Raw genomic sequence first — 25,802 nt, forward strand, 5'->3', positions numbered from 1 at the left:
GGTGCCGGTTCCTGCCCAACCGAGGGGTTCAGGCAGAATAAGGGAGGCCCTTAATGCAGTCACTGCCGACTACCGGCCACCCCACCGTCCGGACGTGAGCGACGTCCATGTCGAAATTGGAGCGCCCGTGAGCGAAACCAGCATCACTATTCCTGCCGACCTCTTGCCAAAGGATGGACGGTTCGGCGCGGGACCGTCCAAGGTCAGGCCGGAGCAGCTCGAGGCGCTCTCAGCGGCGTCCAAGACCATTCTGGGCACCTCCCACCGCCAGGCCCCCGTCAAGAACCTCGTAGGCTCCGTCCGTGAAGGCCTCAGCCAGTTCTTCCGCGCCCCCGAAGGCTACGAAGTAGTCCTCGGCGTCGGCGGCTCTACAGCATTCTGGGACGTCGCCAGCTTCGGTCTGGTGGAAAAGAAGGCCCAGCACCTGTCCTTCGGCGAGTTCGGCTCCAAGTTCGCCTCTGCCACCAACAAGGCCCCGTTCCTGGACGCCTCCTCCATCATCACGTCCGAGCCCGGCACCCGCCCGGTATCGGCCGCCGAGGCAGGCGTGGATGTCTACGCGTGGCCGCAGAACGAAACCTCCACCGGCGTGGCCGCTCCGGTCAAGCGCGTTGCGGGCGCCGACGCCGGTTCCCTGGTCGTGGTGGACGCCACCTCCGCAGCCGGCGGCCTGGACGTGGACGTCTCAGAGACGGATGTCTATTACTTCGCCCCGCAGAAGAACTTCGCGTCCGACGGCGGCCTGTGGCTGGGTCTCTTCTCCCCCGCCGCGCTGGAGCGCGCTGCCCGGATCAAAGCCAGTGGCCGCTGGATCCCGGACTTCCTGGACCTCCAGACCGCCATCGACAACTCCAAACTGAACCAGACCTACAACACGCCGTCGCTCTCCACGCTGGTGACCCTCGACGCGCAGGTGCAGTGGCTGAACGCCAGCGGCGGCCTGGACTTCGCGTCCGCCCGCACCGCTGACTCCGCCGGCCGGATCTACTCCTGGGCCGAGGCCTCCGAGTATGCCACCCCGTTTGTGGCCAAGCTGGAGGAGCGTTCCAACGTCATCGCCACCATCGACTTCGACGACTCGATCAACGCCGCGGCGATCGCCAAGGTCCTGCGCGCCAACGGGATCGTGGACACCGAGCCGTACCGCAAGCTGGGCCGCAATCAGCTCCGGATCGCCACGTTTGTGGCCATCGAGCCGGCTGATGTCACTGCGCTGCTGGCAAGCATTGATTACGTGGTGGGCGAGCTGCGCAAGTAGCGCACCCGCGCGAACGGACACTTGGGGCCCAGATACCGGGGCCCCAAGTGTCCGTTCGCACTGTTTTGTGGTGACGCCAGCTGTCAGAGTTCGACGGCGTCGTCCGGGTCTTCGTCCCGGGCGGCGCCGTTTGCGTTGTCCCCCGGTTGTTGGACGCCCAGATGCGGGACGACGCCGAAGTACCGCAGGCCGCGGGCGCGGCGGTTGAAGGTGAGCCGGAGCTGCTGGGCGCGGATGATCCAGATCATTCCGATCACGGCGGCGATGATCCCGGACGCTGCCGCCACGGAAAGGGACCACCGGGGGCCAGCGACGTTGGCCACCCATCCCACCAGGGGGGCGCCTATGGGTGTGCCGCCCATAAAAATGGCCATGTACAACGCCATGACCCTGCCCCGCATGACGGGATCGGTGGTGGTCTGGACGTAGCCGTTGGCGCTGGTCATCATGGTGATCGCGAACAGGCCCACCGGCACCAGCGCTACGCCGAACCAGAAGTAGTTCGGGGCAAGCGCCGCCAGCCCTGCCGTCACGCCAAAGGCAGCCGCCGCGCCGAAGATCATCCGAAGGCGGGGTTTGCCGCGGCCGGCGGAGAGCAGCGCGCCCGCCACGGACCCGATGGCCATGACGGAATTCATAAGCCCAAAGGCGCTGGCATCCAACCCGAATTCCGTGCCCACCATCGCGGCGATGAACAGTACGAAGTTAAGCCCGAGTGTGCCCACGATGAACACGGCTACGAGGACCACCAGAATGTCCGGCCGGAACCGGACGTAGCGCAGCCCTTCCCTGATGCGGCCCTTGCCCGGAGCCGCCCGGGGAAGCCGGCGCAGCGACGCGGAGGGGATTTTCCACAGGCTTAGGAGCATGGCCAGGAACGTGGCGGTATTGATCAGGAACACCCAGCCAGGACCAACCGCCACGGTGAGCACGCCGGCCACGGCGGGTCCGATCATGCGGGCGACATTGAAGGAGGCGCTGTTCAGGGCCACGGCGTTGGGCAGGTAGTCGTCCCGCACGAGTTCGGAAACGAAGGTCTGGCGGACCGGGGCATCGAGCGCGGACACCATGCCCAGCAGCAAGGCAAAGCCGTAGACGTGCCACAGCTGGCCGGCGCCGAGCACCACCAGGAGGCCCAGGCCGGCGCTCAGGAGGGCCATCATTGACTGCGTCATGATCAGCAGCTGCCGGCGGCTGTACCGGTCAGCCACGAGGCCGGCGATGGGCGCCAGGAAGAGCTGTGGTCCCAGCTGCAGCGCCATGGTGATGCCCATGGCTCCGGCGTCGTGCTCGGTGAGGTGGTCAAACACCAGCCAGTCCTGGGCCGTCCGCTGCATCCAGGTTCCGATGTTGGAAACCAGTGCGCCGATGAACCAGATCCGGTAATTGAGGATGTGCAGGGATTTGAAAGTGGACATCAGTGCCGGCCTTCTTGGTTCTCTACCCGGCGCATTCTCAACTGCTTAGTCAGCCTCGCCGGCGGGTTCGTCGTCCTCGGCGTCTTCGTCATCGGACCCGGAAGCATCGGCCTGCGAAGTGTCCGGCTCCGAAGCTGAAGCAACAGCAGCGCGCGGTTCCTCTTCCTCTGCCGCCCGTGCGTCCTCGGGGCGGACGCGCTCTGCCCACGGCACCCACTCCGGGGAAAGGATGGAATCCTCCGACGGCAGGAGGCCAAGCTCGCTGACCGTGACCACCTTGGAGCGGGAGTTCCTGGTCAGGACCGCATACCACTGCCAGCCGTCGTAGCCGGCCATTTTTGATTCGAAGAGGTGGGTGACCAGGCGGTCGCCCTCACTTTTGGCAGCCAGGTGCGCACCGATGTCCGACGCCGCAGTGATGCCTTCGATGGCGGTCCGCGCCTCACCAACGGCAGCAGCGAGGAAGGCGTCCGGCTTGCCGGTCCGCCACACGGGCACGCCGGTCCGGGACTTGGCCCCGGCTTTGGCGCCCACCGTCCCCGATGCCGTGGTGTCCGGCTGTTCAGCTTCCGTGTTCATGGCCAAGACCTAAACGTCCAGCTCGTCGGCAACCTTACGCAGGGCAGCCGCGATGGCCTTGCCCTTGTTGCCTTCCGGGTACTTGCCCGCGGACAGGGTTCCGGAAAGGTTGTCCAGCACGCTGACCAGGTCCTGGACGAGCGGCGCGAGGTCCCGGGCGCTGGGCCGCTTGGCCTTGGCGATGGACGGCGTTTTGTCCAGGACTCGCAGGCCCAGGGCCTGCGCGCCCTTGCGGCCGTCGGCAACGCCGAACTCAACGCGTGTGCCTGCCTTCAGCTCCGTGATGCCCTCGGGCAGCGATGATTTGGGCAGGAAGACTTCCTGGCCGTCCTCGCCTGCGAGGAATCCGAAACCTTTTTCCTTGTCATACCACTTGACCTTGCCGGTAGGCACGTAATCAACCTTCTTCGTTCTGACGTCTTCTGACACGGCCTGCAGTCACCGCATCCGCACTGATGTGCGGGTTCAGGGTATGACAGCAACGGACCGTGTTGGTCTGTTCCTCAAGGTTATCCTGCCGGGACCCGGAATCCTGCTTTCACGCATGCATCGTCCCGCCGCCTGCCGCGGCTGCGGGCCCGCGGCTCACGGCCGCCTGTGGCGCCACCAGCGGCCACCCGGCTGTTAGCGTTACCTGCATGACACCCTCGCGATACCGGCGCCCACTGATGATCTGCGCAGCGGTTGTTGCCATGCTTTCCCTCGTGGCAGTGGGCGCAGTCATGGCGCTGGCCTTCGCAGGCTCCGCCGCTCCGGCATGGGTCACCGCCGCTGCCTTGTACGGGTTGCCTGTGGCGTTCCTGCTGATGCTCTTCCTGGTGTTGGACAGTGTGGCCGGCCGGCGCCGGGCAGGAAAGTCCAGCGGGCGGTAACGTTGGACTGATGTCCCTTATCCGCGCGCTCAGCAAAGAACTGGAAGCACGCAGCGATGACTCGTTGCGGGCGCTCTTCGCAGCGCGGCCGGACCTTATGTCCCCCGCGGTTCCTGACTTTTCAGCCCTGGCCGCCCGGGCAAGCGCGCGGGTCAGCGTCCAGCGGGCGCTCGAACGGCTGAACAGGCCGCAGATGCAGGTGCTGGAAACCCTGCATCTGTGCACCAACACGGACACCGAACACAGCGCATCTGCGGTGGGCCTCCGGAAACTCATTGCAGGATCCACGGTGGTGGCGCTGGAACGCATCCTGGCCTCGCTCCAGGAACTGGCTTTGGTGCACCGGGCCGAGCCGCCGCATGGAACGGCGGCCTCGGGCCATCGGCACCCCTACTACCTGCCGGTGGGAAGCCTCAAGGACGTGGTGGGAATCTATCCTGCGGGGCTGGGGCGCAGCTACACCGAGCTGGTAAGGCTTCAGCCCGCGTTTGCCCAGCGGGTTGTCCAGCTCGTTGCGGAGCTGCACCGCAGCGGCGTCTCCATCCAGAACGCCACTACCCCCATGGAGGCAGCCTTGGCGCTGCAGCATTGGACATCCTCGCCCGAGGCACTCAGCGCGGCTCTGGCCGGAGCCCCGGAACGCACGACGGCGCTGCTCGCCAAATTCCGCAACTGGGCCATGGGCGCCGTCCCCCAGGCGCAACGGAAAGCGTCGGTCTCGAACCAGGGCGCCGACGTCGGGCCCGTGGACTGGCTCCTGGCCCGTGGCCTGCTGGTCCCCTTGGACGCCGCGCACGTGGAACTGCCGCACAGCGTGGGGCTGTCGTTGCGTGACGGCGCCATCATCAATGACTTCTCCCTGTCCCCACCGGTTCCGGAGCTGGGCAGCACCACCGCTGCGCTTCGCCGGAACGCGGCGCTGGGCGCCATCGCCGAAACCCTCCGGCTGGTGGGTGACCTCCTCCACGCCGTCCGCGAACAGCCGCTGGCCACGCTGCGCAGCGGCGGCGTAGGCGTCCGGGAAATGAAGCGGCTGGCCGAGACGCTTCGCATCGACCAGCACCGGGCGGGCCTGCTGCTGGAGGTCAGCGCCCTCGCCGGCCTGTTGCGCCTTGATGTGGACTCGTCCTCGTGGGTGCAGCCCCCGCAGCTGGAGTGGCTGGCCCTCCCCCGCCAGGAGCAGTGGCTGTGGCTGGTCAATGCCTGGCTCGCGAGCGAGCGTGTGCCTTCACTGGTGGGTCAGCCCGCTAACGGCCCCGGCGGCGTTCCCAGCGCGCACCGCGCCCTGGCCGGGAACACCGTTAATGCCCTTTCGGCAGAGGCGCAGCGGCCGGACGCCCCGGTGGTCAGGAAGCGGATCCTGGAAATCCTGGAGGAACTCACCCAGGAGGCTGCCGCTGCGGACGGCACGGCACCGGTGCTGGATGCTGCGGCAGTGCTGCAGCGGGCTGAATGGACGCAGCCACGGATGGCCCGCCGGTTCAGTTCCCTGATCAGGGGTGTGCTCGCGGAAGCGGAGCTGCTCGGACTGATCGGCTCCGGTGCGTTGAGCCAGCTGGGCAGCGCCATCGCCGAAGACAACCCGGACGAAGCCTTGGGCATCCTGGGCGAGCATCTGCCTGCGGCGCTGAACCACGTCCTGCTTCAGGCGGACCTGACCGCAGTTGCCCCGGGCTATCTGGCTCCGGAGCTGGCCGAAAAGCTTCTGGTGATGGCCGACGCCGAGGGGCACGGGCCCGCCACTATCTACCGGTTCTCCGCCAACTCGGTCCGGCGCGCCCTGGATGCCGGGCATGACGCATCGAGCCTGCTGGAGTTCCTGCGTGAGCACTCGGCCACGGCAGTGCCCCAACCCCTGGAATATCTGGTGGAGGACACCGCGTCCCGGCACGGCCGGCTCCGGGTGGGAACGGCCGCCAGCTTTATCCAAAGCGATGATGAGGCAACGGTGCTGGAGCTGGCGGCCGAGTCCAAAGCAGCCGGGTTGGGGCTGGCCCGGATTGCGCCGACCGTGCTGATCTCCACTGCTCCGCCGCGGGAAACGGCGCAGGTCCTGCGCGGGCTGGGCCTCTCGCCGTCGGTGGATCAGGCCCAGCCCGGAGTGGTCCGGCTCCGGCGCACCACCGGCGTTCCGGGCAGCACCCGCCCCGTCTACACAGCGCCGCGGACCGCGCCAGCGGAGGACGACGTCGCTGCACAGCTCGCCGTCCTGCGGAACGGGCGGCCCGCAGCCAACGGAAACCACACACGTGCAGTGCCGGGTACCGGCGAAGCCGCAACCCAGCTTGGCCTGGAGACCCTGCAGCGGGCTATCCGGCTTAAGCAGCGCGTGAGCATGAACGTAGTGGACAGCCAGGGGAATTGCTGCCTGGAGACAGTCGTTCCCCTCTCCGTAACCGGCGGACGCGTCAGGGTCTTCGATCCTGTCAAGGAAACCGAGCGCGTACTCTCCATCCACCGCATCATCGATATCGAGGCCGCAGAAGAACTGCGCCAGTGAAGGACGCCCCCGCGTGAACGACGGCCCGCTGATCGTCCAAAGTGACAAAACCATCCTGCTCGAAGTGGACCACGAACTGGCCACCGAGGCGCGCCACGCGATCGCGCCTTTCGCCGAACTGGAGCGTGCTCCGGAGCACATGCACAGCTACCGATTGACCCCCCTGGGCCTGTGGAACGCGCGCGCCGCCGGCTTGGACGCGGAGAAGGTCCTGGACACCCTGCTCAAATACTCGCGGTTCCCGGTGCCGCATTCGCTGCTGATCGACGTCGAAGAAACCATGTCCCGGTACGGGCGGCTGCGGCTGGAAAAGGACCCGCAGCACGGCCTGGTGATGCGCACGGACGACTACCCGGTGTTGGAAGAGGTCATCCGGGCCAAGAAAATCCAGCCGCTGCTGGGTCCGCGGATCGACGGCGAAACCATTGTGGTCCATTCCTCACAGCGCGGCCAGCTCAAGCAACTGCTCCTGAAAATCGGCTGGCCGGCGGAGGATCTGGCCGGCTATGTGGACGGCACACCTCACCTGATCGCCCTGAACGAGGACGGCTGGAAGCTCCGCCCGTACCAGCAGCTCGCCACCGAGAATTTTTGGGCCGGCGGCAGCGGCGTGGTGGTGCTGCCCTGTGGTGCGGGAAAGACTCTGGTGGGTGCCGCGGCCATGGCCACGAGTTCCACCACAACCCTCATCCTGGTGACGAACACCGTGGCCGCCCGGCAGTGGAAGGACGAACTGCTCAAGCGGACGTCCTTGACGGAGGATGAAATCGGCGAGTACTCGGGCGCGGTCAAAGAGGTCCGGCCGGTCACCATCGCCACGTACCAGGTCCTCACCACCAAGCGCGGCGGCCTCTACCCGCACCTGGAGCTGGTGGACGGCCACAACTGGGGCCTGATCATCTATGACGAAGTCCATCTCCTGCCGGCTCCGATCTTCCGGATGACCGCGGACCTGCAGGCGCGCCGCCGGTTGGGCCTCACCGCAACCCTGGTCCGCGAGGACGGCCGCGAAGGCGAGGTCTTCAGCCTGATTGGGCCCAAACGGTATGACGCACCCTGGAAGGACATCGAAGCGCAAGGTTACATCGCTCCCGCGGACTGCGTGGAGGTCCGCATTGACCTGCCCCGGGACGAGCGCGTGGCCTACGCCATGGCCGAGGACGCGGACAAGTACCGGCTGTGCGCCACGTCCGAGTCCAAAACCCTGATCGTGGAACAGCTGGTGGCACGTCACCGGGGCGAGCAGCTGCTGGTGATCGGGCAATACATTGACCAGCTGGACGAGATCGGCGAGCGCCTGCAGGCTCCCGTCATCAAGGGCGACACCTCCGTCAAGGAACGGCAGAAGCTCTTCGATGCCTTCCGTGCCGGCGACGTGAACACCCTGGTGGTGTCCAAGGTGGCCAACTTCTCCATCGACCTGCCGGAGGCCTCGGTGGCCATCCAGGTTTCGGGATCTTTCGGGTCCCGGCAGGAGGAAGCCCAGCGGCTGGGCCGGCTGCTGCGGCCGAAGAAGGACGGCCGGGCGGCCCGCTTCTACTCGCTGGTGGCCCGGGACACCCTGGACCAGGATTTCGCGGCCAAGCGGCAGCGCTTCCTGGCTGAGCAGGGCTATGCCTACCGGATCATGGACGCCAAGGATGTCGACCAGCCCGGCTGAGCGGCGTCCCTCGCGGCCCGGCCGCCTCCAACGTCAATTGATTCAGATCAGCGGGCCTCCCGCGTGATCACGAGACCCCTTGGGACGCGTCCCGTTCTGTGGCACCTGTCCGGGGGTCGAACTGCGGCCGCTGGTAGGCTAGTTCACCGCCGCTGCGTCCCCCAAACGGCCGGCCGTGGTCAGCGAACTCTTCCCGGAAAAAGGCGAGGCACCACTGCCCCATCTGGATCCGCGCACCTGTGCGGAGCACGGACTCACCTGTTGGGGAAACACTTCCGCCGACCTCACCGTGCGGAACCAGGATGTACTCGTCAGCGTCGCTGTGTCTGATCTGGGCGTGCAGCGGGTCCAGGCCCGCAAGCTGCAGGTCCGAGCCGGGGTCGCTGCCGATCAGCAACGTCTCCTTGTCCAGATTGACCTCCCGCGGAATCTGGCCGGTCCACGTGGACGAATTCTGGACAAAGATCAGTCTCGGCCGTCCGCTCCCACGGGTGTAGTGGGTGGTAGTGGCGCGGCGCACGATGTTGCGCCTGACCGTAGGCATCACGGGCAGCAGTGTCTGGGGCGGCAGCAGCGAAAATCCCTGCGCAGCACGCCGCCTGCCCGGCCTGATCAGCGGCATCAAGGCGCCTAGGTTCCCCAGCTTGATATTGGGAGACCTCGTGATCAGCCGCTGCGTAGGCGGGCTGTGAACCGCGCCGATACTGACAATGTGTCCGTCCGGACCCTCCATGGTCACAGTGAGTCCCTGCTCAGCGAACGTCTGGGCCAGGGGCCTTATCTGGTCCAGGGACGGCGCCCTGCCCGACAAGAACGGGTCAATGGCGTCTACGGAGACCGCGACTGAGCTTCCGGCCGCCCGTGCACTGCCCCGCACTACGGTCCCCGACTCGTCCGTGTACGAGAAGTCCAAATCCATGTCCAAGCGGTATCGGACCACCGTGGCTCACCCTCGGTTCTTGTCGGACCCTGCGGCGTCCTTGTCACTCGTTGTCACCCGCAGGCTTCCGTTGAGCTTCCAGGTTGCCCGCGGTGCGTCGCTTCCGATATCGCGCGGAACCTCCACAGTCATGTCTATGAACTCATAGTTGATGGCCGCACCCTTACCGGTCAGGTACGACCACATCTCCTCCGCGAGGTCGGCCCAGTCGCGGATGCTGCGGTCAGAAGTGGCGGTGCTCTCTGTTGCGATGATGTCCGACATGGTCATTCCCGTTTCATTAGGCGATGATTGAAACCCCAGCGCGGCTCAGGCTAGCCCGCTGGCCCCAGCGTAGCCCCGGCCGTAACACGGCGAAACCCTGGAAGCGGTGAACGTTCCGGGACAAAAAAGGGTTCCCCTGACTCCCACCGCTGCACATTATTTAGCCGCGGGAGGATAAAGCGGGCCATGTCCAGCCTCCTGTCCGCCAATGAAGCCACGGAACGCACGGACCCCTGCGGGCCACAGCTCCCACCATGCTCACACCAGTCATCCAGAAAACTCACAGTTTCTGGGAGCATGATGGGAGTATGAAGAAGACCGGCCCAGAAGCCAAGCTGCTAGTTGTTGATGACGAACCGAACATCCGCGAGCTGCTGTCCACCTCGCTCCGGTTCGCAGGCTTCGAGGTGGTCTCTGCTGCCAACGGCCGTGACGCGCTGGCCGCCGCCGAGCTCCACTCGCCCGATCTGGCGGTGCTGGACGTGATGCTGCCGGATATGGATGGCTTCACCGTCACGCGCAAGCTGCGGGCGTCTGGCAAGCACTTCCCGGTCCTGTTCCTTACGGCGAAGGACGACACCGAGGACAAGGTCACCGGCCTCACGGTGGGCGGGGATGACTATGTCACTAAGCCGTTCAGCCTGGACGAGGTGGTGGCCCGCATCCGCGCTGTCCTGCGCCGCACGCAGCCCATGCTCGACGACGACGATGCGGTGATCCGGGTGGATGACCTCGAGCTCGACGACGACGCCCACGAAGTGCGCCGCGGCGGCACCGTGATCGAATTGTCCCCCACGGAATTCAAGCTCCTCCGGTACCTCATGCTGAACCCCAACCGAGTGCTGTCGAAATCCCAGATCCTCGACCACGTCTGGGAGTACAACTTCAACGGCGACGCCTCGATCGTGGAGTCGTACATCTCCTACCTCCGGCGCAAGGTGGACATTGATCCGGACGCCCCCGCCCTGATCCAGACCAAACGCGGAGTGGGCTACGTGCTCCGGACGGCAGAGAAGCGCTGACCTTGCTGCAGCGGTGGAAATCGGCCTCGCTGAGGTCCCAGCTGGTGGCCATGATCATGGCTCTGCTGATTATTGCGCTGACTGCGACCGGCGCCGGCACCCTGACGCTGCTGCACAGCTACCTCCAGGCACAGGTGGATGACAAGCTGTACGCCGCCGTCGACCTGGCCAGCAAGCAGCGCTCGTTCACCCAGTTACAGGCACCCACCAACCCAATGGTCCCCAGTGACTACTCGCTGATCCTTTACACCCCCGGTGGGGACCCGCAGCTGTTGGGCGGCAATCCGGATGCCCACCCCGACATCTCAACCATCTCCGTTGAGGACGCCCAGGACAGGGGCGCGCGTCCTTACCAGGTGCGTGGCACGGACGGCCATAATTGGCGGGTGGTCGCGGTGACCGTGCTCTATATCGGCCAACCCGCCGTTGTTGTCATCGGATTGCCGCTGCAAAGCGTGGACGATGTCCTCAAGCACGCCACCCTGGTGGTCACCGGCGTCGGCCTGCTCACCCTGCTGCTGGCCTCCCTGATCGCCAGTTGGACCGTGTCGCGGTCGTTCCGGCCGCTGGCCAAAGTGGAAAAGACCGCGGCCGCGATCGCCGCCGGCGACCTCTCCAGGCGTGTGGACGTCGAGAATCCCGGCACCGAAGTGGGGCGGCTCGGCAGTTCACTCAACGCCATGCTGGCGCACATCGAGACGGCCTTCGCCGCCCGGACAGCCTCCGAAGGCAGAATGCGCCGGTTCGCAGCAGACGCCTCCCACGAGCTGCGTACCCCACTCGTGACCATCCGGGGTTTCTCCGAGCTCTACCGCCATGGTGCGCTGGCCACCGACGAGGACGTGGCCACGGCCATGGGGCGGATCGAAAGCGAAGCCAAACGGATGGGTTCAATGGTGGAGGATCTGCTCCTGCTGGCGCGCCTGGACGAACAGCGCCCGCTCCAGCAAAAGCCCGTTGACCTGCAGCTGATCGCCCACGACGCGGTGGTGGACACACAGGCAAGCGACCGCTCCCGTCCCATCTCCCTGGCCGGCCTTGGTGAGGATCGGGCCGCACCCGCTCCCGTGCTCGGTGACGAAGCAAAACTGCGACAGGTGGTGGGGAACCTGGTGGGGAACGCCCTGCGCTACACCTCGGACGGCAGCCCGATTGAACTCGCCGTCGGGGTCCGGACCTCCGACGGCGGGCAGCCGGTCGCCGTGATCGAGGTGCGGGACCATGGCCCCGGCATCTCAGAAGAGGATGCATCCAAGGTATTCGAGCGTTTCTATCGGGCGGACACGTCCCGGACGCGGGAGACCGGCGGCAGCGGCCTGGGGCTCGCGATTGTCGCGGCCATCGTGGGATCGCACGGCGGGTCCGTCAGGGTGGAAACGACCGACGGCGGCGGGGCTACCTTGGTGGTCAGCCTGCCTGTTAGGGACGACGCCACCGACGAGGCTCCCTCCGGCGATGAGCACCTGGTGGAAGCGGCTCCGGGCCGGTCGGCAGCCCAGCATGGCGATCCTCTGGACGGAGGCCACGGCGATGGCAAGGTTATCCACATATAGCCATGGAGCGTGGCATGCGGGCAGTTCCCGTCCGTAGGCTCGCTGTAGTGGCCCGGAGCAGCCGGGCGGGCAGCAGATGCTGTCCCACTACTTCGAGAGGCAGCTAGCCATGAGCATCATTTCCGTCGACACCGAACTCCTTCAGCTCAAGTCGGCCAACGTCAAAGCAACCGTGGACCGGATCAGCTCGGACGTCCAGACGATGAAGCGAGGCCTGGACGAACTGCAGTCCACCTGGCGGGGCTCGGCTGCCAACAACTTCCAGGCCCTGGTGACCGAGTGGACCCTCACCCAGGGCAAGGTGGAGGCGTCACTGGCATCCATCAACATGGCCCTGGCATCGGCAGCGTCCACCTACGCCCAGGCCGAGCAGGGCAACACCCAGCGCTTCAGCTGAGGCCGCGACCGAAATGCATTCTAGGCCTCCGGCGTACCCTGGCGGTACCGGAGCCGCCACCTGTTGCCGTCCAGGAGCCACAGTGAGCTATGGAGAGCCGTGCCGGGGCGCGAGTAACTTCGGCACGTCAGCAGGATCGCGCTGGTGCCGATGCGGTCCGCACCCAGGATCTCCAGCTCGGTGTGCTGCACTGGTTCCTCTTCGAGCGCCATCATCGTGGCGTCACGGGTCCAGACTCTGCCCGAGATTCCGATTTCCATAAAATCAGGGTGGAGGAGGACGCCGGTACGGCCGATGTCGCCACGGATGTCGGGGCCCGACAATTCGCGTTCGAGGGCCTCGACGATCGCCTCTGGGCTCATCTCAGCCCCGGCGGACTCCGCAGGGATGAACGATTCGATCTCCAGTTCGCTGAAGAGGTCCGGCCCGTCGTAGGGGTCTTGGTTCACGAGGTCCTGGCCGTACGAGGCCTGACCGACGGCGCCGGCACCACCGGCTGTGGTGGCCGTCTTCAGTCCGGCTGCAGTGACGGCGTCGGGGCCGGCCAGCGCAGGGCCTGCCCCGGAGCTGACGGCAACGCGGCTATCAGCTGTTGGGCCAACAGCTTCCGGGGCTCCAGCGAAGCCTGGGCCTGACCGCGCTGCCACACCCTGCTGGTAGGCGGTGGCGGCGGCACGCGCGCGGACATCGGCTGCCTCGTTGAGGTCGTGGCCGGCGTGGCCCTTGACCCATTCGAAGGTGTATTTCCGGCCGGCGATTTCCCGGTCAAGTTCCTTGAGCAGCTCCACATTCAGGACAGGTTTGCCGTCGGCCTTCCGCCAGCCCTTGCGTTTCCACCCCGGCATCCACTTTGTGATGGAGTTGATCACGTACTGGCTGTCGCAGAGAACCCTCAGGTCCTCTTCCGGGACGTGCGCGGTGGCACGGAACAGATCCAGCACAGCCATTAGCTCGCCCTGGTTGTTGGTGCCGTGCGGCCATCCCCCGGCGCGCCAGCAGTCGTCGTTCACATACCAGGCCCAACCGGCCGGGCCGGGATTTCCTAAAGCCGAACCGTCGGCCGCTGCAGTAATTGTCACGGAACCATCCTGCCAGAGTTCCGCTGCACGCCAGCCCGCGATGCTCTATCACTTTTGGTTGCCAACCGGCCCTCTAAGGAACCATATCTGATAGAGCAACTTCCTGTTGGGGCGAGGCGTTAACGCCGACGGCGGCCCCCACCGTTTGGTGAGGACCGCCGTAGTGCGTCTTACTGTGGGGACATTGGGGCTAGAAGCCGCCCATGCCGCCCATGTCGTCGCCGCCACCCATGGCCGGAGCGTTCTTCTCCGGCTTGTCGGCCACAACGGCCTCGGTGGTGAGGAACAGACCGGCAATGGAAGCCGCGTTCTGCAGGGCAGAGCGGGTTACCTTGACCGGGTCGTTGATGCCGGCAGCCAGCAGGTCGACGTACTCGCCGGTTGCTGCGTTCAGGCCGTGGCCCGCAGGCAGGCCGCGGACCTTGTCGACAACAACGCCAGGTTCGAGGCCGGCGTTGAAGGCGATCTGCTTCAGCGGGGCGTCGATGGCAACACGGACGATGTTGGCACCGGTTGCTTCGTCACCTGTCAGGTTCAGGTTCGCGAACGCCTTGGCGCCGGCCTGGATCAGCGCAACGCCGCCACCGGCGACGATGCCTTCTTCAACAGCAGCTTTCGCGTTGCGGACAGCGTCCTCAATGCGGTGCTTGCGTTCCTTGAGCTCAACTTCGGTTGCGGCACCGGCCTTGATGACTGCAACGCCGCCGGCCAGCTTGGCCAGGCGTTCCTGCAGCTTCTCGCGGTCGTAGTCCGAATCGGAGTTTTCGATCTCGGCACGGATCTGGGAAACGCGGCCAGCGATCTGGTCTGCGTCGCCGGCACCTTCAACGATGGTGGTCTCGTCCTTGGTGACAACAACCTTGCGGGCGCGTCCCAGGAGTTCCAGTCCGGCGGTCTCCAGCTTAAGTCCGACTTCCTCGGCGATGACCTGGCCGCCGGTGAGTACAGCGATGTCGGCCAGCTGGGCCTTGCGGCGGTCGCCGAAGCCCGGAGCCTTGACGGCAACGGACTTGAAGGTGCCGCGGATCTTGTTGACGATCAGGGTGGCCAGGGCCTCGCCCTCGATGTCCTCGGCAATGATCAGCAGCGGCTTGTTGGACTGCATGACCTTTTCCAGGACAGCAACCAGTTCCTTGACGTTGGAGATCTTGGAGTTGACGATCAGGATGTACGGGTCCTCAAGGACTGTTTCCTGGCGCTCAGTATCGGTAACGAAGTAAGCGGAGATGTAACCCTTGTCGAAGCGCATGCCTTCGGTGAGCTCGAGCTCCAGGCCGAAGGTGTTGGACTCCTCTACGGTGATGACGCCTTCTTTGCCCACCTTGTCGAGGGCTTCAGCGATCAAGGCGCCAATTTCGTCGTCACCGGCGGAGATGGAGGCAGTAGCCGCGATCTCTTCCTTGGTTTCGATTTCCTTGGCGGAGGCCAGCAGCTCAACCGTGACGGCCGCTACAGCTTTTTCGATACCGCGCTTGAGGGACAGCGGGTCAGCGCCGGCCGCGACGTTGCGCAGGCCTTCCTTGACAAGTGCCTGCGCCAGCACGGTAGCCGTGGTGGTGCCGTCGCCTGCGACGTCGTCAGTCTTCTTGGCAACTTCCTTGACCAGCTCGGCGCCGATCTTTTCGTAAGGGTCGTCCAGCTCGATCTCCTTGGCGATGGAAACACCATCGTTAGTGATCGTGGGGGCGCCCCACTTCTTTTCGAGGACGACGTTGCGTCCACGCGGGCCGAGGGTGACCTTGACGGCGTCGGCGAGGATGTTCAGGCCCCGCTCAAGGCCGCGGCGTGCCTCTTCATCAAATGCAATGATCTTGGCCATAACGGCAGTAGTCCTTTCGGGACAGTCGTTAAGAATGAACCTCACTGCAGTGCCCGCGACGGACGATCCTTCACCGGCGGCCTCTGTATGCCGCGGCCGGGGATCTCACTCCAGCTAGGTATTTCTCTCGCTCCACGACCGCCGCCAAGCTCCGATGCCGGAAAACCGGACGTTGCTTTAGCAGTCGATACGTAAGAGTGCTAACTCAATAATTAGCACTCCCTAGGTGAGAGTGCAAGCGAAAGGCCCCGCAAATCGCGCCGTCAGGGCGGCCCGTTCGCCACCGGCGATCAGCCCGCTGCCCGGCTTGCAGTCTCCCGGCCGGTGAGCACCGCCCTGTTGTCTGCGCCGTAGGTGAACACCATGTAGTTGGCCGTAGTGATGTCACCATTGGCGTCGAAGGCAACCGGTCCAGACTCGCCGTCGTAATTAATGCCGGCCCCGGTCGTCAGGACCGCGAGGCAATCGGTGTAGGACAGGCACGGCTTGGTGGCCGGGCCAGAGGCCTGCGCGGGCTGCCCGCCTGCTGTCCCGCCGGAGACGGCGATCAGGTTGGCGGCAATGGAGCGGCCGGCATCGTCGTCAGCCTTTGCTGCGGCCAGGGCCACGAGGTTCACGGCGTCGTAGGTCTCTGCGGCGAATGAAAGGTCTTTCAGTGCAGGGGTGACCGCCACAAGACGGGCTTGGAAGTCCGCGGACGGCAACAGACCCGGCACCACTGCACGGGCGCCGTCGAGGGCCTTGGATCCCAGCCCCGGACCATACTGGGCGAAGGCGCCGTCGCTCAGGATGATGCTCTTGCCCGGGAGCCCTGCGTTATTGAGCTCTGCGAGGGCACCCTGGGCGCCGTCCCTGGCGATCAGCACTACCGCGTCAGGTGTGGCGGCCTTGGCAGCGGCTGCCGCGTCCCCGGCGTCGCCGGGCTTGAAGGCGGTAGTGGAGACGGTATCCAGGCCGGCGTCCTTGGCGGCGGTGGCCACCGCGGCAGCTACGTCTTTTCCGTAGCCTGAGTCCTGGTGGACCACGGCAAGGCTCGTGGCGCCGCCGTCCTTGGCCAGCTTCACCAGCACCGATGCCTGGGCAAGGTCCGCTGCCGCCGTCCTGAAGTAATAGCCGCCGCTCTTGTAGCGGGACAGGCCGGCAGCGGAGTTGGCCGGCGAGACAAGCGGGACGCGCGCAGCCGAAAGGACATCGATGGCGGCGGCAGCGTGGCTCGAATCGGTTGGTCCGATCACCGCATCAACTCTGGCTGAGGCCAGATTCCTGGCTTGGGCATCGGCTCCATCGCCGGCGGCTACCACCAGATCAACAGGTCTGCCCTTGTGGCCGCCGGACGCATTGATTTCCTTGATGGCAAGTTGTGCCGCGGCGAGCTGCGAGTCGTTGAGGAAGGCCTGCTCCCCTATGCTGTCCTGGATCAGCCCGATCCGCAGCGTGCCGTCACCGGATGCTTCAGCGGATTCAACGCGTGCATTGCCGCCTGCCCCGGCGCAGCCGGCCAGCGCCAGCAGGAGGGACGCCCCCGCAGTTGTGCGGACGATTGTTGAGCGCAGGCTGCGAGAGATCACTGAGCGGGCCGGACATTTTCTGCCTGCGGGCCCTTCTCGCCTTCGCCGACCTCAAGCTCGACGCGCTGGCCTTCATCCAGGGCCCGGTAACCTTCGCCCTCGATGGCCGACCAGTGCACAAAGACATCGTTCCCGGAGCCGTCCACCGTAATAAAGCCGTAGCCCTTTTCGGCGTTGAACCACTTAACCGTTCCCAATGCCATGATGTCCGCTCTTTTCCGTCGTGCCGCCGGTCCCCGTCGGGAGTGTGCCGCTTGTTACGGACCGAAGCCTGAAATCACTCTAGCGACAAGCCATCCGGCGGGCAGACCCGCCCGGCCGCTCCGGTGACCAAAAGTTATTCAGGTGTGACCGCGGGCCACTACTGGTAGCCCGGCCCCAGGACAACAACCAAGGGCACCTGGAATTCCTGGGTATCCACCAGCGTGGGAATGTTCAGGAGTTTGGAGAGTGCTTCGGCGTTGGCTTCCTGCGCCGGGCCCGCATAGAAAATTGCGGATGTCTGCTGCGGAGCGCCGCCCCAGTTTCCCACCTGGCCCAGCGTCCAGCCATCGGTCTGGACCATCGAGCTGACGCGTCCGGCGAGCCCGGCCGTACCTGCCGCGTTGTAGATGGCAACACCCTGGGTCTTGTCCAGCACAGCTGCGGAGGGGACGTTACTGGGCGAAGCGCTGGGCTCTGCGTCCGGGCTCTTCGAGGGCTCCGGGTCCGCGGAGGATTCAGCGGTGACGGACGGTGCCGAGCTTGCCTCGGGTGCCGCGGTTGATTCCAGGCTGGTTGAGGCTTCGCTGCCGGCCTGGGTGGACCCGAGCTTGGGAAGGATCAGGAAGGAGAATACTCCGATGGCCAATGCCACAATTCCCACAGCAAGGATGGGCCACAGCTTGCGGCGGGCCGGCGCCGAGGCCGCACGGTGGACACCCTGCCGCGAGGCGGACTCCGGAACCTTATCGAATTCATCCCGAGCGTATTTGGTCATGGTGGGGAGACGTCCTTGTTGATTGCTGCTGATGGCTCAGCACGAGCGTGGTCAGGCGTCGGAACCCAGGCGTCGTGCAGTGCGTGCCCGGTGACGCGACGTACGTAGTCTACGCAATCTCTTGACCAGCATGGGGTCGTGGGCCACTGCTGCCTCGGTGTCAATAAGGGCGTTGAGCAGCTGGTAGTAGTGGGTCGCGGACAGGTCGAACAGCTCCCTGATGGCCTGTTCCTTGGCCCCCGCGTATTTCCACCACTGCCGCTCCAGTGCCAGCATCTGCTGGTCGCGCTCGCCCAGGGGAGAGCCACGGAGGGTAAAACCCGCCAGCAAAGAGCCGCGCTCCTCAGGCTCCGGCACGCGCTCCCGAGCAGGTTCCGCCACGGCACACCCCTTCGCTGGTCTTTGCTGAATCACCGGTTAAGTTTCAAAATCTCCTCCCCATGTTACGGCGTGAATAACACTGATGTCATTTGCGCCCCGGCTGCAGTGGCCGGTAACCCTGCGAGAATGGGAGGGTGTTTGATTCTGACGCGCTGTTCGAACTGACGGCGGACCCGGCCGAGCCCGTCGGCTTTGCCGGGATGGCCGTTTTGCCGCTCAGTGAGCTGATGGCGGCCGACTGGGCGGAGACGCTGGGCCCCGTTGAGGCTGAACTGCGTGGCGTCCTGAACTTCCTGGCCACCGAAGTTGCCGCGGGGCACCACGTGCTGCCAGCGCCGTCGAACGTTCTGCGCGCCTTCCGGCAGCCCCTGACCAGCGTGAAAGTCCTGGTAATGGGCCAGGACCCCTACCCGACGCCGGGCCATGCGATCGGCCTGTCCTTCGCCGTTGACGGGCGGACCCGGCCCATCCCGCGGAGCCTGGCGAATATCTACCGCGAACTGGAGGCCGATCTTGGCCTTCCCGCGCGCGTCCACGGCGACCTGTCCGCCTGGGCCAGCCAAGGGGTCCTGCTGCTGAACCGGGTCATGAGCGTCCGCGCCGGGGCTGCCGGCTCCCACCGGGGCAAAGGCTGGGAGGCCATCACGACGGCGGCTGTCACCGCGGTTGCCAGCCGGCGGACGTCCGACGGCGGCCCGGCGCCGCTGGTGGCGGTGCTGTGGGGCAAGGACGCGGAGAGCGTCCGGCCCCTCCTGCCGGGCGCGGCGGTCGTGTCCAGCGCCCACCCCAGCCCATTGTCGGCGTCGCGCGGATTCTTCGGCTCCCGGCCGTTCAGCACCATCAACCAGCTGCTGGAGGACCAGGGAAGCCCTGGCGTAACCTGGGAACTTCCCCCGATCCCTTAGCTTAGGCTTGCCTTATGAGCACTCTTCCGGCCGCGACCAACGCCACGAAAAAAACACGTCCGCAGTTTGATCTCACGGTCATTCGGCGGGAAGAACTCTCGCCACACATGGTCAGGATCGTGGCCGGCGGCGAAGGTTTTGCCGCCTACGTGAACAACAGCTTCGTGGACCGCTACGTCAAGATTGTCTTCCCGCAGCCCGGCGTGGACTATGCCCAGCCCCTGGACCTGTGGACCATCCGCGAAACCATGCCCCGCGAGCAGTGGCCCTTCGCCCGCACGTACACGGTCCGCTGGGTGGACACCGAGGCGCAGGAACTCGCCATCGACTTTGTGATCCACGGCGCCGAGGGGCTGGCGGGTCCGTGGGCGGCTGCTGCCAAGCCCGGCGACACCATCACCTTCACCGGGCCGGGCGGCGCCTACAATCCGGCGCCTGACGCGGACTGGTACCTCTTTGCCGGCGATGAGGCCGCACTTCCTGCAATCGCCGCCGCCATTGAATCGTTGCCTGCTGAAGCGGCCGGCCTGGCATTTATCGAGGTGGATAGCGATGCCGACATCCAGTCCGTCGCGTCCCCTGCCGGGGTTCAGGTGACCTGGCTACGCCGCAACGGCGCACCGGCCGGCGTCGGGGACCTTCTGGTCTCAGCGGTGGCCGGCGCCGAATGGCCTGCCGGCCGGGTTGACGTTTTTGCCCACGGCGAGCGCGGCTACATGAAGGGCCTGCGGGACGTGTTTTTCGTCCAGCGCGGCCTTGAACGGAGCCAGGTTTCGCTGTCTGGATACTGGGCCCAGGGCCGGGTGGAGGACGACTTCCAGGCCGACAAAAAGCTCCCCGTCGGGAAGGTCTGACCCGTAGCCAGCGCTCCGCACCCTCTGACCAATCGCCCAACAAATGGTCCAAATCTTGTCCGGCGCACCACACAGGCCTACACTCACCGTAAACGGCACTCCGGCAGCTGCTGATCAGGCTTCCGGTTACGCCGTTCGAGCGTCCCGGGGAGCCGTCATGAATGCTACGACCAGGCGATTCCTCCGCCGGGTTTTTACCTTCTGCCGCGCAGTGGTCAAAACAGCAGTGTTCGCCCCAACGGCCGCCCGTGCAGCATCCGCCCCGCCCCGGATCTGGGCGGCCCTGTCCTGGGCCGCCCTCATCTGCCTTGCGGGCTCGGCGTGCCAAGCGGCGCCGGAGGGCCCACCTGTGCAGCCGCAGGAGCAGCCAGCCTCCGAAGAACAGCCTGACTCCGACTCGAGGTCTGTTCACTTCACCGCAGCCGGGGACATCGGCATGGGCGGCGGCGCCAAGGCAGTGCTCGACGTGATCGCCGGGCTGAAGCCGGATCTAAACATAGTGCTCGGCGACCTCTCTTACCAGGCCGGCGCCGAGCAGGCGTTCTGCGACATGGTGACCAAGAAACTTGGCCAGGATTTCCCGTATGAGCTGATCACGGGCAACCATGAAAGCGACGGCCACGACGGCGACATCGGCACGTTCGCCCAATGCTTGCCCAACAGGCTGCCCGGGCTGAAAGGCGATTACGGTACGCAATGGTACGTCGACGTCCCCCAGGACCGGCCCCTGGTGAGATTCATCCTCATTTCTCCCGGGATTGATTTTCCCGGCGGACAGCCCTTGGACTATTCGCAGGGCAGCAACCGTTGGCGCTGGACCGAATCTGCCATCGACGGTGCCCGTGCCGCAAAGATCCCCTGGACTGTGGTGGGCATGCACACCCCGTGTTTCAGCATGGGACACTACGGCTGCCAGCCCGGGGAGCACCTGACGAACATGCTGGTGAGCAAAGACGTGGACCTCGTGCTCACCGGCCACCAACATGTCTATCAGCGGACACGTCAACTCCGCCTGACTGAACGCTGCCCCGTGCTGGTCCCCGGAGAGGCCCGGGACGATTGTGTGGCCGACTCCGACAACGACCTTGCCCAGGGGCAGGGCACGGTCTTTGTCACGGTCGGTGTGGGCGGCGCCGGGCACCACGACGTCCAAGCCGATGATCCTGAGGCTGGCCTGTTTGCTGTCTGGACAGGGAAAAACAGCGAGCGGACCCTCGGAACGTTGGACGTGAGGTTGACGGACGCACGCCTGGACGCGCGCTTTGTGCCCGCCGCCGGGTTCACTTTTACCGATGCCTTCGCGATTGAGCGCTAGGGGGCGGGCTTTAGTGGCTGGCGCTAGCTAGCGCCTCCGGGCGCGGCGCCGCTCGTTGCTGGCCAGGCCGCGTGTCAGCGGCCGCGCCAGGGTGTCGCCGAGCACGATTCCGCCGGCTGTGCCCAGGACGATCGCGCCGGCGTTGAGCATGCCGCCAGCACCAAGGAGAACTTCTGATTCCTCCATGGTCAACACATACATGGACCGGAAGATGGTCAGCCCGGGCAGTAGGATCAGGGCCGCCGGGACCGCTACCACCAACTGTGGTGCGCCCATCTTAAGCGCCACCACGCGCGCCAGCAGGCCGATCACGACGGCGGCGAGCGCCGGGGAGAACCGGTCCCCGACGCCAAAGGACGCGGCGCCCAGCAGCACAAAATAGCCCACCACGCCCACACCGGCGGTGGGCAGCAGCAGCTCCCAGGAGGTCTGCTCGGTCACGCCGATGGCCATCACTGCGACGGCGATAAAGATTACCAAGACCCAAAGGTCGTAGGCGGGCGGGAACGTCTGCGTGACACTAATGGGCTGCATTCCGGTCATCTGTCCCACCACAAAGGCCACCGCAATCCCGGACACAATCGCGCCGAACGTCAGCAGGGTGGACAGGAACCGTCCCGCTGCGGTCACGGGAAAACCGTTGATGGCGTCCTGGACCGAGGAGACGAGGCGTCCCGTGGGCAGGAGCAGGAGGATGCCACCCACCACCACAATCGATGGTGCATTGGTGAGTTCAAAGCGCCACAACAGCAACGCGGTGAGCGTAACGCCGAAGGCGCATGCCGCCGTCGTGAAGAAGTCCGGAACCCGCCACCGGCCCAACTGGCGGGCGAGCAGGCTGACGCCGATGTTGGCCGCGAAGGCAATGCCCGAGGACACCGGTCCTCCGCCGAGCACTCCCACAAAAGCTGCGGCGAACACGCCGAACGCTATGGTGACCATCCAGCGCGGGAACGGTTTGGGGCTGGTGATGGCCTCGTCCAGACGGCGGATGGCTTCATCGCGGCCCACTCCCCCGGCCACGATGTCCGTCACCAGCCGGTGTACCTTGGCCAGGCCGGCATAGTTGTTGGTCCAGGACCGCACCACCCGAAGCAGCGAGATGGGCGTCTGGTCCTTGGGCGCATAGTTGATGGCCACCGACTGGTTGGTGATGTCCACTTCAATGTTTTTGAGCCCCAGCGCCGCGGTGACGGCAATGATGCTCGTCTCCACTTCCAGGGCACCTGCCCCGTACCGGAACATGGTCTCGGCCAGGTGCAGGGAGAAGTCAAGGGTCTTGCGAGCGGAGGTGTCCACGCCTCCCACCTGGATCATGGGGTTGGCGTAGGGGCTGCCGGCGAGCCTGTCCACGATGCTCAGCGGCGCCGTCGGCGGGTCCTCCCCCCGCACCAGGCGCCGCAGCATCCTCTTGGCCGCGGCATCCTGGCGGAGCTGGGAGGATGTCAGCGGCTCTGTTTTGGGCAGGCCGCCGGTGGGAGGCCTGCGCCTTGGATTTTCAGGTCGATCGGTCGCCATGGTGCTCCTCCCTTTCTGACAGTTCGTGGATTAGTGCTAAGCCCGGCGTTTAAGTGGCAGTTTGCCCAGCAGCGTGCGGGCAGCAGCGATGGCCGTGCGGACCAGGCGGTTGGCTTGGAAGGCTACCGGCCGCACGGGCATCACGAAGTCACCCAGCAGCTGGACCACGTCGCCGCCGAAGCCCTTCTTGAACTCGTAACCTCCGTGGCCTTCTTCGTCCTGTCCCTGAATGCCGAAGGTGCCGTAGAAGTTGTAGCGCGAGTAGCCGTTGTCCAGGGCGTGCAGCATCATCCCCCAGTACAGTGACGTGGCGCCGTTGAAGTAGATGTAGTCCTGCTTGGTGCCGCCGATAACACAGACCACCTCTTCCCCGAAGCAGACGAAATGGATGGCCGCCACTGTTGCCACGCCCACGGAGTCCGGGAACCGCTCGATGTCCTTGAGGCTGCGTTCGTAGCTGTCCACGAGGTCCTGGACCACTTTGAGGCGGTTGGCCTTCTTTTTGCTGCCGGTCTCTTCCACTTCACGGCGGAGTTCGGCTGCGGACGCTGATTCTTCTTCCAGGCGTTCGGTGATGGACTTGCGGTACGCGGGGATGTCGATCTTGGCCATCATAAGCTTGGTGAACTCGGCCGAGGTGGTCCGCAGGAGCTGTTCGTAGTATTCGCGTTCCCGGAAGAAGAAGCCCTTCTCGTCCCCCGCGGTGCTCAGCGCGTCGTAGAACTCGTCGAGGGTTTCAAGGGTGGCCTGTTCCAGGAACACGCCATTCTTTTCGGCCTTCCGGATGGCCTTCCGGGTCCGGTAGCTGGTGCCCATGATGAGCTCCTCGGCGTCCGTGATGCCCTCGAGCTGCTTGATGAACATCCAGTTCACGTTGGCGAAGTTCATGTCCGAGCCCTGGTGTTCAAAACCGAGGCCCGCCAGTTCCGCCACGAGGGGCCTGTTGTCCAGGATCTCGGGGTGTTCGGCACCGTCGGCATCGCGGGCGATGTACGTCAGGTTCGGGGAAATCCGCAGTTCGGCAGCCTTGCGTTCCGCGGCACGTTCCTTTAGGAGTCCGACGACGTCACTCACCAGGGCGGCGTCCGTGTAGTCCAGGAGGGGTCCCTTGGCGCATTCGCACACCTTGTAGCCCCAACGGTTGGTGGTGTAGTGCAACTTGCCGGCGGCGACCAGAACGCCGTCGCGCCTGACACCGAACAGCTCCACTGCCTGGCCGCGGGCGCTCTGGAAGCGGGTGAAGTCAGCGGACTGGATGAAGTTGTTTTGCGGGTGCTTGAGGGAGAAGGACTCAAACTCGGCATCGCTGAGGACGCTGAGCTGGAGATCGGCTCCGGCTTTGGTGGGATTCACGGAAGTAACCTCATCTATGGCCGCGCTGCCGCATGGGGCAGGCGCTGGCCTTCGTGGTGTGGATGGTGAGCGTGGCTGGCGGGCTGTCAGTAGAACTGCTGGCCGCTGCGTGCGGTTTCGAGCCGGCGGAAGATCCGTTCCGCGCCTTTGACCCACAGGGCATGCCTGACGGGCGATAGCACGTAGTCGTAGCAGCCGACGAAGTCCGTGACCGTTTTGGTGAAGCTCGTCTTGAACATGCCCATGCCGTACAGGTGGTGGGACTTGTCCTTGATCAGGCCAGACGGCGGCGTGCCGCAGAAATCGTACTCAGTGCAGTCGAGTTCCTGCATTCTCCGGATGGCCTGCCACTGGACCAGGTGCGAATCGCCGTACTGCTTCCTGTTCTGGGTGGAGCCGCCGTCCTTGTAGGTCGCCTTGGATCCGTAGTTGATCACAAAGGCGCCCACACTCGGCTTGCCGTCCTCATAAACGAAGAAGAAGCTGCCTTGGCCGCGGGTGCAGAATTCGTCCCAGAACCGGGTGTAGTACTCGAGGGTGCGCAACGGCATGGAGCCCTTGGCGTTGACGGTGTCTGCCATCAGGTCATACAGCGCCCGGTATGTTTCCGGGCCCGACTCCTGCTGCACCACTGCGCAGCCTTCGCGTTCTGCCCGGCGGATCGCGTTGCGGGCGCGGGAGGAGATGGACCGGAACACCTGGTTCTCCGGTGCCGCGATGTCCAGCAGCGCGGTGGAGTCATTGGATTGGATGTTCGGGGCCTTCACCAGGCCGGCGTCGGCGAGGTGTGACGGGGCTTCGGGGGTGGACACGATGTCAGGTTCAATCTTGATGGTGAAGACATTGAGCTTCCGGCTCCGGGCAAGTGCAGCGCACGCGTCCAACACCGGCTTGAGGTCCTCGACGGCACCCAGGTCAGGGCCCTTGATCAGGTACCACAGGCGGCCCAGCACGGGGAATTTCTTCTCCAGCACCAGGTTGTAGCTGGTCGTCCCGGAAGTTTCCAGGACCAGGAAGCGGACGGTCCAGCCGCTGCCGTTCTTCACGGACGCGTAGGCGGCGGACTGCAGCATGTTGCCGCCGTTCGGGTTGGCCGTGACGTGCTTGTCCCAGTTCTCAATTTCCTCCGCTGTGGCAAAGCGGGCGGTGAATTCTCGCAAGGGGGCCGTGTCCAATCTCAGGGGTTTGTGCGCGGTTCTGTACTCGTGGCTACGTGCGGACATGTAGCCACAAGTCTAAAGCCTCCGGTTGGGTTGGTCCCTCGGGGCCCCCGAGGGGTCGGGGGGCCGGGGTTTTCGAAAGCGTGCGTCAGAGGGACGTAGGAGCAGCACGCGTGAAAACTCCGGTCTGCCGGGCCCGGACTCTAGTCTCCGAACTCCGACAGCGGTGGGCAGGAGCAGATGAGGTTGCGGTCCCCGGCTGCGCCGTCGATCCGGCCTACGGGCGGGAAGTACTTGTCCTGCTTGAGGTGGTGGACCGGGAAGGCAGCCTGCTCACGCGGGTACTCGCGGGCCCAGTCGGAACTCACGACGGCGGACGCGGTGTGGGGTGCGTGCCGCAGCGGGCTG

General features: G+C 65.4%; 25 protein-coding genes. 10 read left to right on the forward strand and 15 right to left on the reverse strand.

Going from position 1 to position 25,802, the window contains the following annotated elements; genetic code table 11:
- The first annotated feature begins 127 nt into the window (after positions 1-127).
- Positions 128-1,258 carry a phosphoserine transaminase gene (serC, locus tag QK290_RS12945; protein ID WP_282331052.1) on the forward strand — a complete coding sequence of 377 codons (1,131 nt, stop codon included), beginning with the start codon at positions 128-130 and terminating at the stop codon, positions 1,256-1,258.
- An 83-nt stretch (positions 1,259-1,341) separates the two neighbouring features.
- Here the strand turns inward: serC and QK290_RS12950 are convergent, their stop codons facing one another.
- From QK290_RS12950 to QK290_RS12960, 3 genes are read right to left on the reverse strand one after another with little or no spacing between them, the layout of a single operon-like run.
- On the reverse strand, positions 1,342-2,676 hold the full coding sequence (locus QK290_RS12950) for an MFS transporter (RefSeq protein WP_282331054.1): 1,335 nt from the start codon (positions 2,674-2,676) through the stop codon (positions 1,342-1,344).
- A gap of 45 nt (positions 2,677-2,721) precedes the next feature.
- Positions 2,722-3,255: a DUF3027 domain-containing protein gene (locus QK290_RS12955; RefSeq protein ID WP_282331055.1), complete on the reverse strand. Its 534-nt coding sequence runs from the start codon at positions 3,253-3,255 to the stop codon at positions 2,722-2,724.
- Between the two features lie 9 nt (positions 3,256-3,264).
- Positions 3,265-3,648, reverse strand: coding sequence for a cold shock domain-containing protein (locus QK290_RS12960; protein WP_056347308.1), 384 nt, complete (start codon positions 3,646-3,648; stop codon positions 3,265-3,267).
- Positions 3,649-3,893: 245 nt separating this feature from the next.
- Here QK290_RS12960 and QK290_RS12965 point away from each other — a divergent pair, with 245 nt between their 5' ends.
- Genes QK290_RS12965 through QK290_RS12975 form a run of 3 tightly spaced genes read left to right on the forward strand, consistent with a single transcriptional unit; the run spans position 3,894 to position 8,287 of the window.
- Positions 3,894-4,127, forward strand: a complete 234-nt coding sequence (locus QK290_RS12965; protein ID WP_185262630.1) for a hypothetical protein — start codon at positions 3,894-3,896, stop codon at positions 4,125-4,127.
- A 10-nt stretch (positions 4,128-4,137) separates the two neighbouring features.
- Positions 4,138-6,627 carry a helicase-associated domain-containing protein gene (locus QK290_RS12970; protein ID WP_282331061.1) on the forward strand — a complete coding sequence of 830 codons (2,490 nt, stop codon included), beginning with the start codon at positions 4,138-4,140 and terminating at the stop codon, positions 6,625-6,627.
- Positions 6,628-6,640: 13 nt separating this feature from the next.
- Positions 6,641-8,287, forward strand: a complete 1,647-nt coding sequence (locus tag QK290_RS12975) for a DNA repair helicase XPB (RefSeq protein ID WP_282331062.1) — start codon at positions 6,641-6,643, stop codon at positions 8,285-8,287.
- A gap of 67 nt (positions 8,288-8,354) precedes the next feature.
- On the opposite strand, the gene QK290_RS12980 is transcribed toward QK290_RS12975, so the two are convergent.
- Together QK290_RS12980 and QK290_RS12985 are read right to left on the reverse strand one after the other, a co-directional pair.
- Positions 8,355-9,227 (reverse strand): FHA domain-containing protein, encoded by an 873-nt coding sequence (locus QK290_RS12980; RefSeq protein WP_282331063.1) that lies wholly within the window; start codon positions 9,225-9,227, stop codon positions 8,355-8,357.
- A gap of 6 nt (positions 9,228-9,233) precedes the next feature.
- Positions 9,234-9,491, reverse strand: coding sequence for a hypothetical protein (locus tag QK290_RS12985; protein WP_282331085.1), 258 nt, complete (start codon positions 9,489-9,491; stop codon positions 9,234-9,236).
- A gap of 308 nt (positions 9,492-9,799) precedes the next feature.
- Here QK290_RS12985 and QK290_RS12990 point away from each other — a divergent pair, with 308 nt between their 5' ends.
- The 3 genes from QK290_RS12990 to QK290_RS13000 all read left to right on the forward strand — a co-directional run bounded on the left by QK290_RS12990 (position 9,800) and on the right by QK290_RS13000 (position 12,463).
- Positions 9,800-10,513 carry a response regulator transcription factor gene (locus QK290_RS12990; protein WP_282331064.1) on the forward strand — a complete coding sequence of 238 codons (714 nt, stop codon included), beginning with the start codon at positions 9,800-9,802 and terminating at the stop codon, positions 10,511-10,513.
- Between the two features lie 2 nt (positions 10,514-10,515).
- Positions 10,516-12,066, forward strand: coding sequence for a HAMP domain-containing sensor histidine kinase (locus QK290_RS12995; protein WP_282331065.1), 1,551 nt, complete (start codon positions 10,516-10,518; stop codon positions 12,064-12,066).
- 109 nt (positions 12,067-12,175) lie between these two features.
- On the forward strand, positions 12,176-12,463 hold the full coding sequence (locus QK290_RS13000) for a WXG100 family type VII secretion target (protein ID WP_058932786.1): 288 nt from the start codon (positions 12,176-12,178) through the stop codon (positions 12,461-12,463).
- 20 nt (positions 12,464-12,483) lie between these two features.
- Here the strand turns inward: QK290_RS13000 and QK290_RS13005 are convergent, their stop codons facing one another.
- From QK290_RS13005 to QK290_RS13030, 6 genes are all read right to left on the reverse strand, one after another.
- On the reverse strand, positions 12,484-13,542 hold the full coding sequence (locus tag QK290_RS13005; RefSeq protein WP_282331067.1) for a ribonuclease HI family protein: 1,059 nt from the start codon (positions 13,540-13,542) through the stop codon (positions 12,484-12,486).
- Positions 13,543-13,732: 190 nt separating this feature from the next.
- Positions 13,733-15,361 (reverse strand): chaperonin GroEL, encoded by a 1,629-nt coding sequence (gene groL, locus QK290_RS13010; protein ID WP_058929984.1) that lies wholly within the window; start codon positions 15,359-15,361, stop codon positions 13,733-13,735.
- A 290-nt stretch (positions 15,362-15,651) separates the two neighbouring features.
- The gene (locus QK290_RS13015; protein ID WP_282331070.1) at positions 15,652-16,929 is read right to left on the reverse strand and encodes an ABC transporter substrate-binding protein; all 1,278 of its coding nucleotides are present in this window, start codon (positions 16,927-16,929) and stop codon (positions 15,652-15,654) included.
- Complete coding sequence (locus QK290_RS13020; protein ID WP_282331071.1) at positions 16,926-17,132, reverse strand: cold-shock protein; 207 nt, start codon at positions 17,130-17,132, stop codon at positions 16,926-16,928. Before QK290_RS13020 ends, QK290_RS13015 begins: the two co-directional genes overlap by 4 nt.
- 158 nt (positions 17,133-17,290) lie before the next feature.
- Positions 17,291-17,908, reverse strand: a complete 618-nt coding sequence (locus QK290_RS13025; RefSeq protein WP_282331072.1) for a LytR C-terminal domain-containing protein — start codon at positions 17,906-17,908, stop codon at positions 17,291-17,293.
- A 51-nt stretch (positions 17,909-17,959) separates the two neighbouring features.
- Positions 17,960-18,238: a DUF3263 domain-containing protein gene (locus tag QK290_RS13030; RefSeq protein WP_282331086.1), complete on the reverse strand. Its 279-nt coding sequence runs from the start codon at positions 18,236-18,238 to the stop codon at positions 17,960-17,962.
- A gap of 185 nt (positions 18,239-18,423) precedes the next feature.
- Between QK290_RS13030 and QK290_RS13035 the strand changes: the two genes are divergently transcribed.
- From QK290_RS13035 to QK290_RS13045, 3 genes are all read left to right on the forward strand, one after another.
- The gene (locus QK290_RS13035; protein WP_282331073.1) at positions 18,424-19,194 is read left to right on the forward strand and encodes a uracil-DNA glycosylase; all 771 of its coding nucleotides are present in this window, start codon (positions 18,424-18,426) and stop codon (positions 19,192-19,194) included.
- A 14-nt stretch (positions 19,195-19,208) separates the two neighbouring features.
- Positions 19,209-20,048, forward strand: a complete 840-nt coding sequence (locus QK290_RS13040; RefSeq protein ID WP_282331074.1) for a siderophore-interacting protein — start codon at positions 19,209-19,211, stop codon at positions 20,046-20,048.
- Between the two features lie 211 nt (positions 20,049-20,259).
- Positions 20,260-21,363, forward strand: coding sequence for a metallophosphoesterase (locus QK290_RS13045; protein ID WP_282331075.1), 1,104 nt, complete (start codon positions 20,260-20,262; stop codon positions 21,361-21,363).
- A 27-nt stretch (positions 21,364-21,390) separates the two neighbouring features.
- Here QK290_RS13045 and QK290_RS13050 read toward each other — a convergent pair whose 3' ends face one another.
- From QK290_RS13050 to QK290_RS13065, 4 genes are all read right to left on the reverse strand, one after another.
- Complete coding sequence (locus QK290_RS13050) at positions 21,391-22,881, reverse strand: threonine/serine exporter family protein (protein WP_282331077.1); 1,491 nt, start codon at positions 22,879-22,881, stop codon at positions 21,391-21,393.
- 36 nt (positions 22,882-22,917) lie between these two features.
- Positions 22,918-24,234 carry a peptidoglycan bridge formation glycyltransferase FemA/FemB family protein gene (locus tag QK290_RS13055; protein ID WP_282331078.1) on the reverse strand — a complete coding sequence of 439 codons (1,317 nt, stop codon included), beginning with the start codon at positions 24,232-24,234 and terminating at the stop codon, positions 22,918-22,920.
- Between the two features lie 86 nt (positions 24,235-24,320).
- Positions 24,321-25,394, reverse strand: a complete 1,074-nt coding sequence (locus tag QK290_RS13060) for a peptidoglycan bridge formation glycyltransferase FemA/FemB family protein (RefSeq protein WP_282331079.1) — start codon at positions 25,392-25,394, stop codon at positions 24,321-24,323.
- A gap of 203 nt (positions 25,395-25,597) precedes the next feature.
- Positions 25,598-25,802 (reverse strand): hypothetical protein (locus QK290_RS13065; protein WP_282331080.1); only part of this gene is annotated, 205 nt, incomplete at its 5' end.

The sequence above is a fragment of the Pseudarthrobacter sp. AL07 genome (assembly GCF_029960665.1).
Classification (GTDB): Bacteria; Actinomycetota; Actinomycetes; order Actinomycetales; family Micrococcaceae; genus Arthrobacter.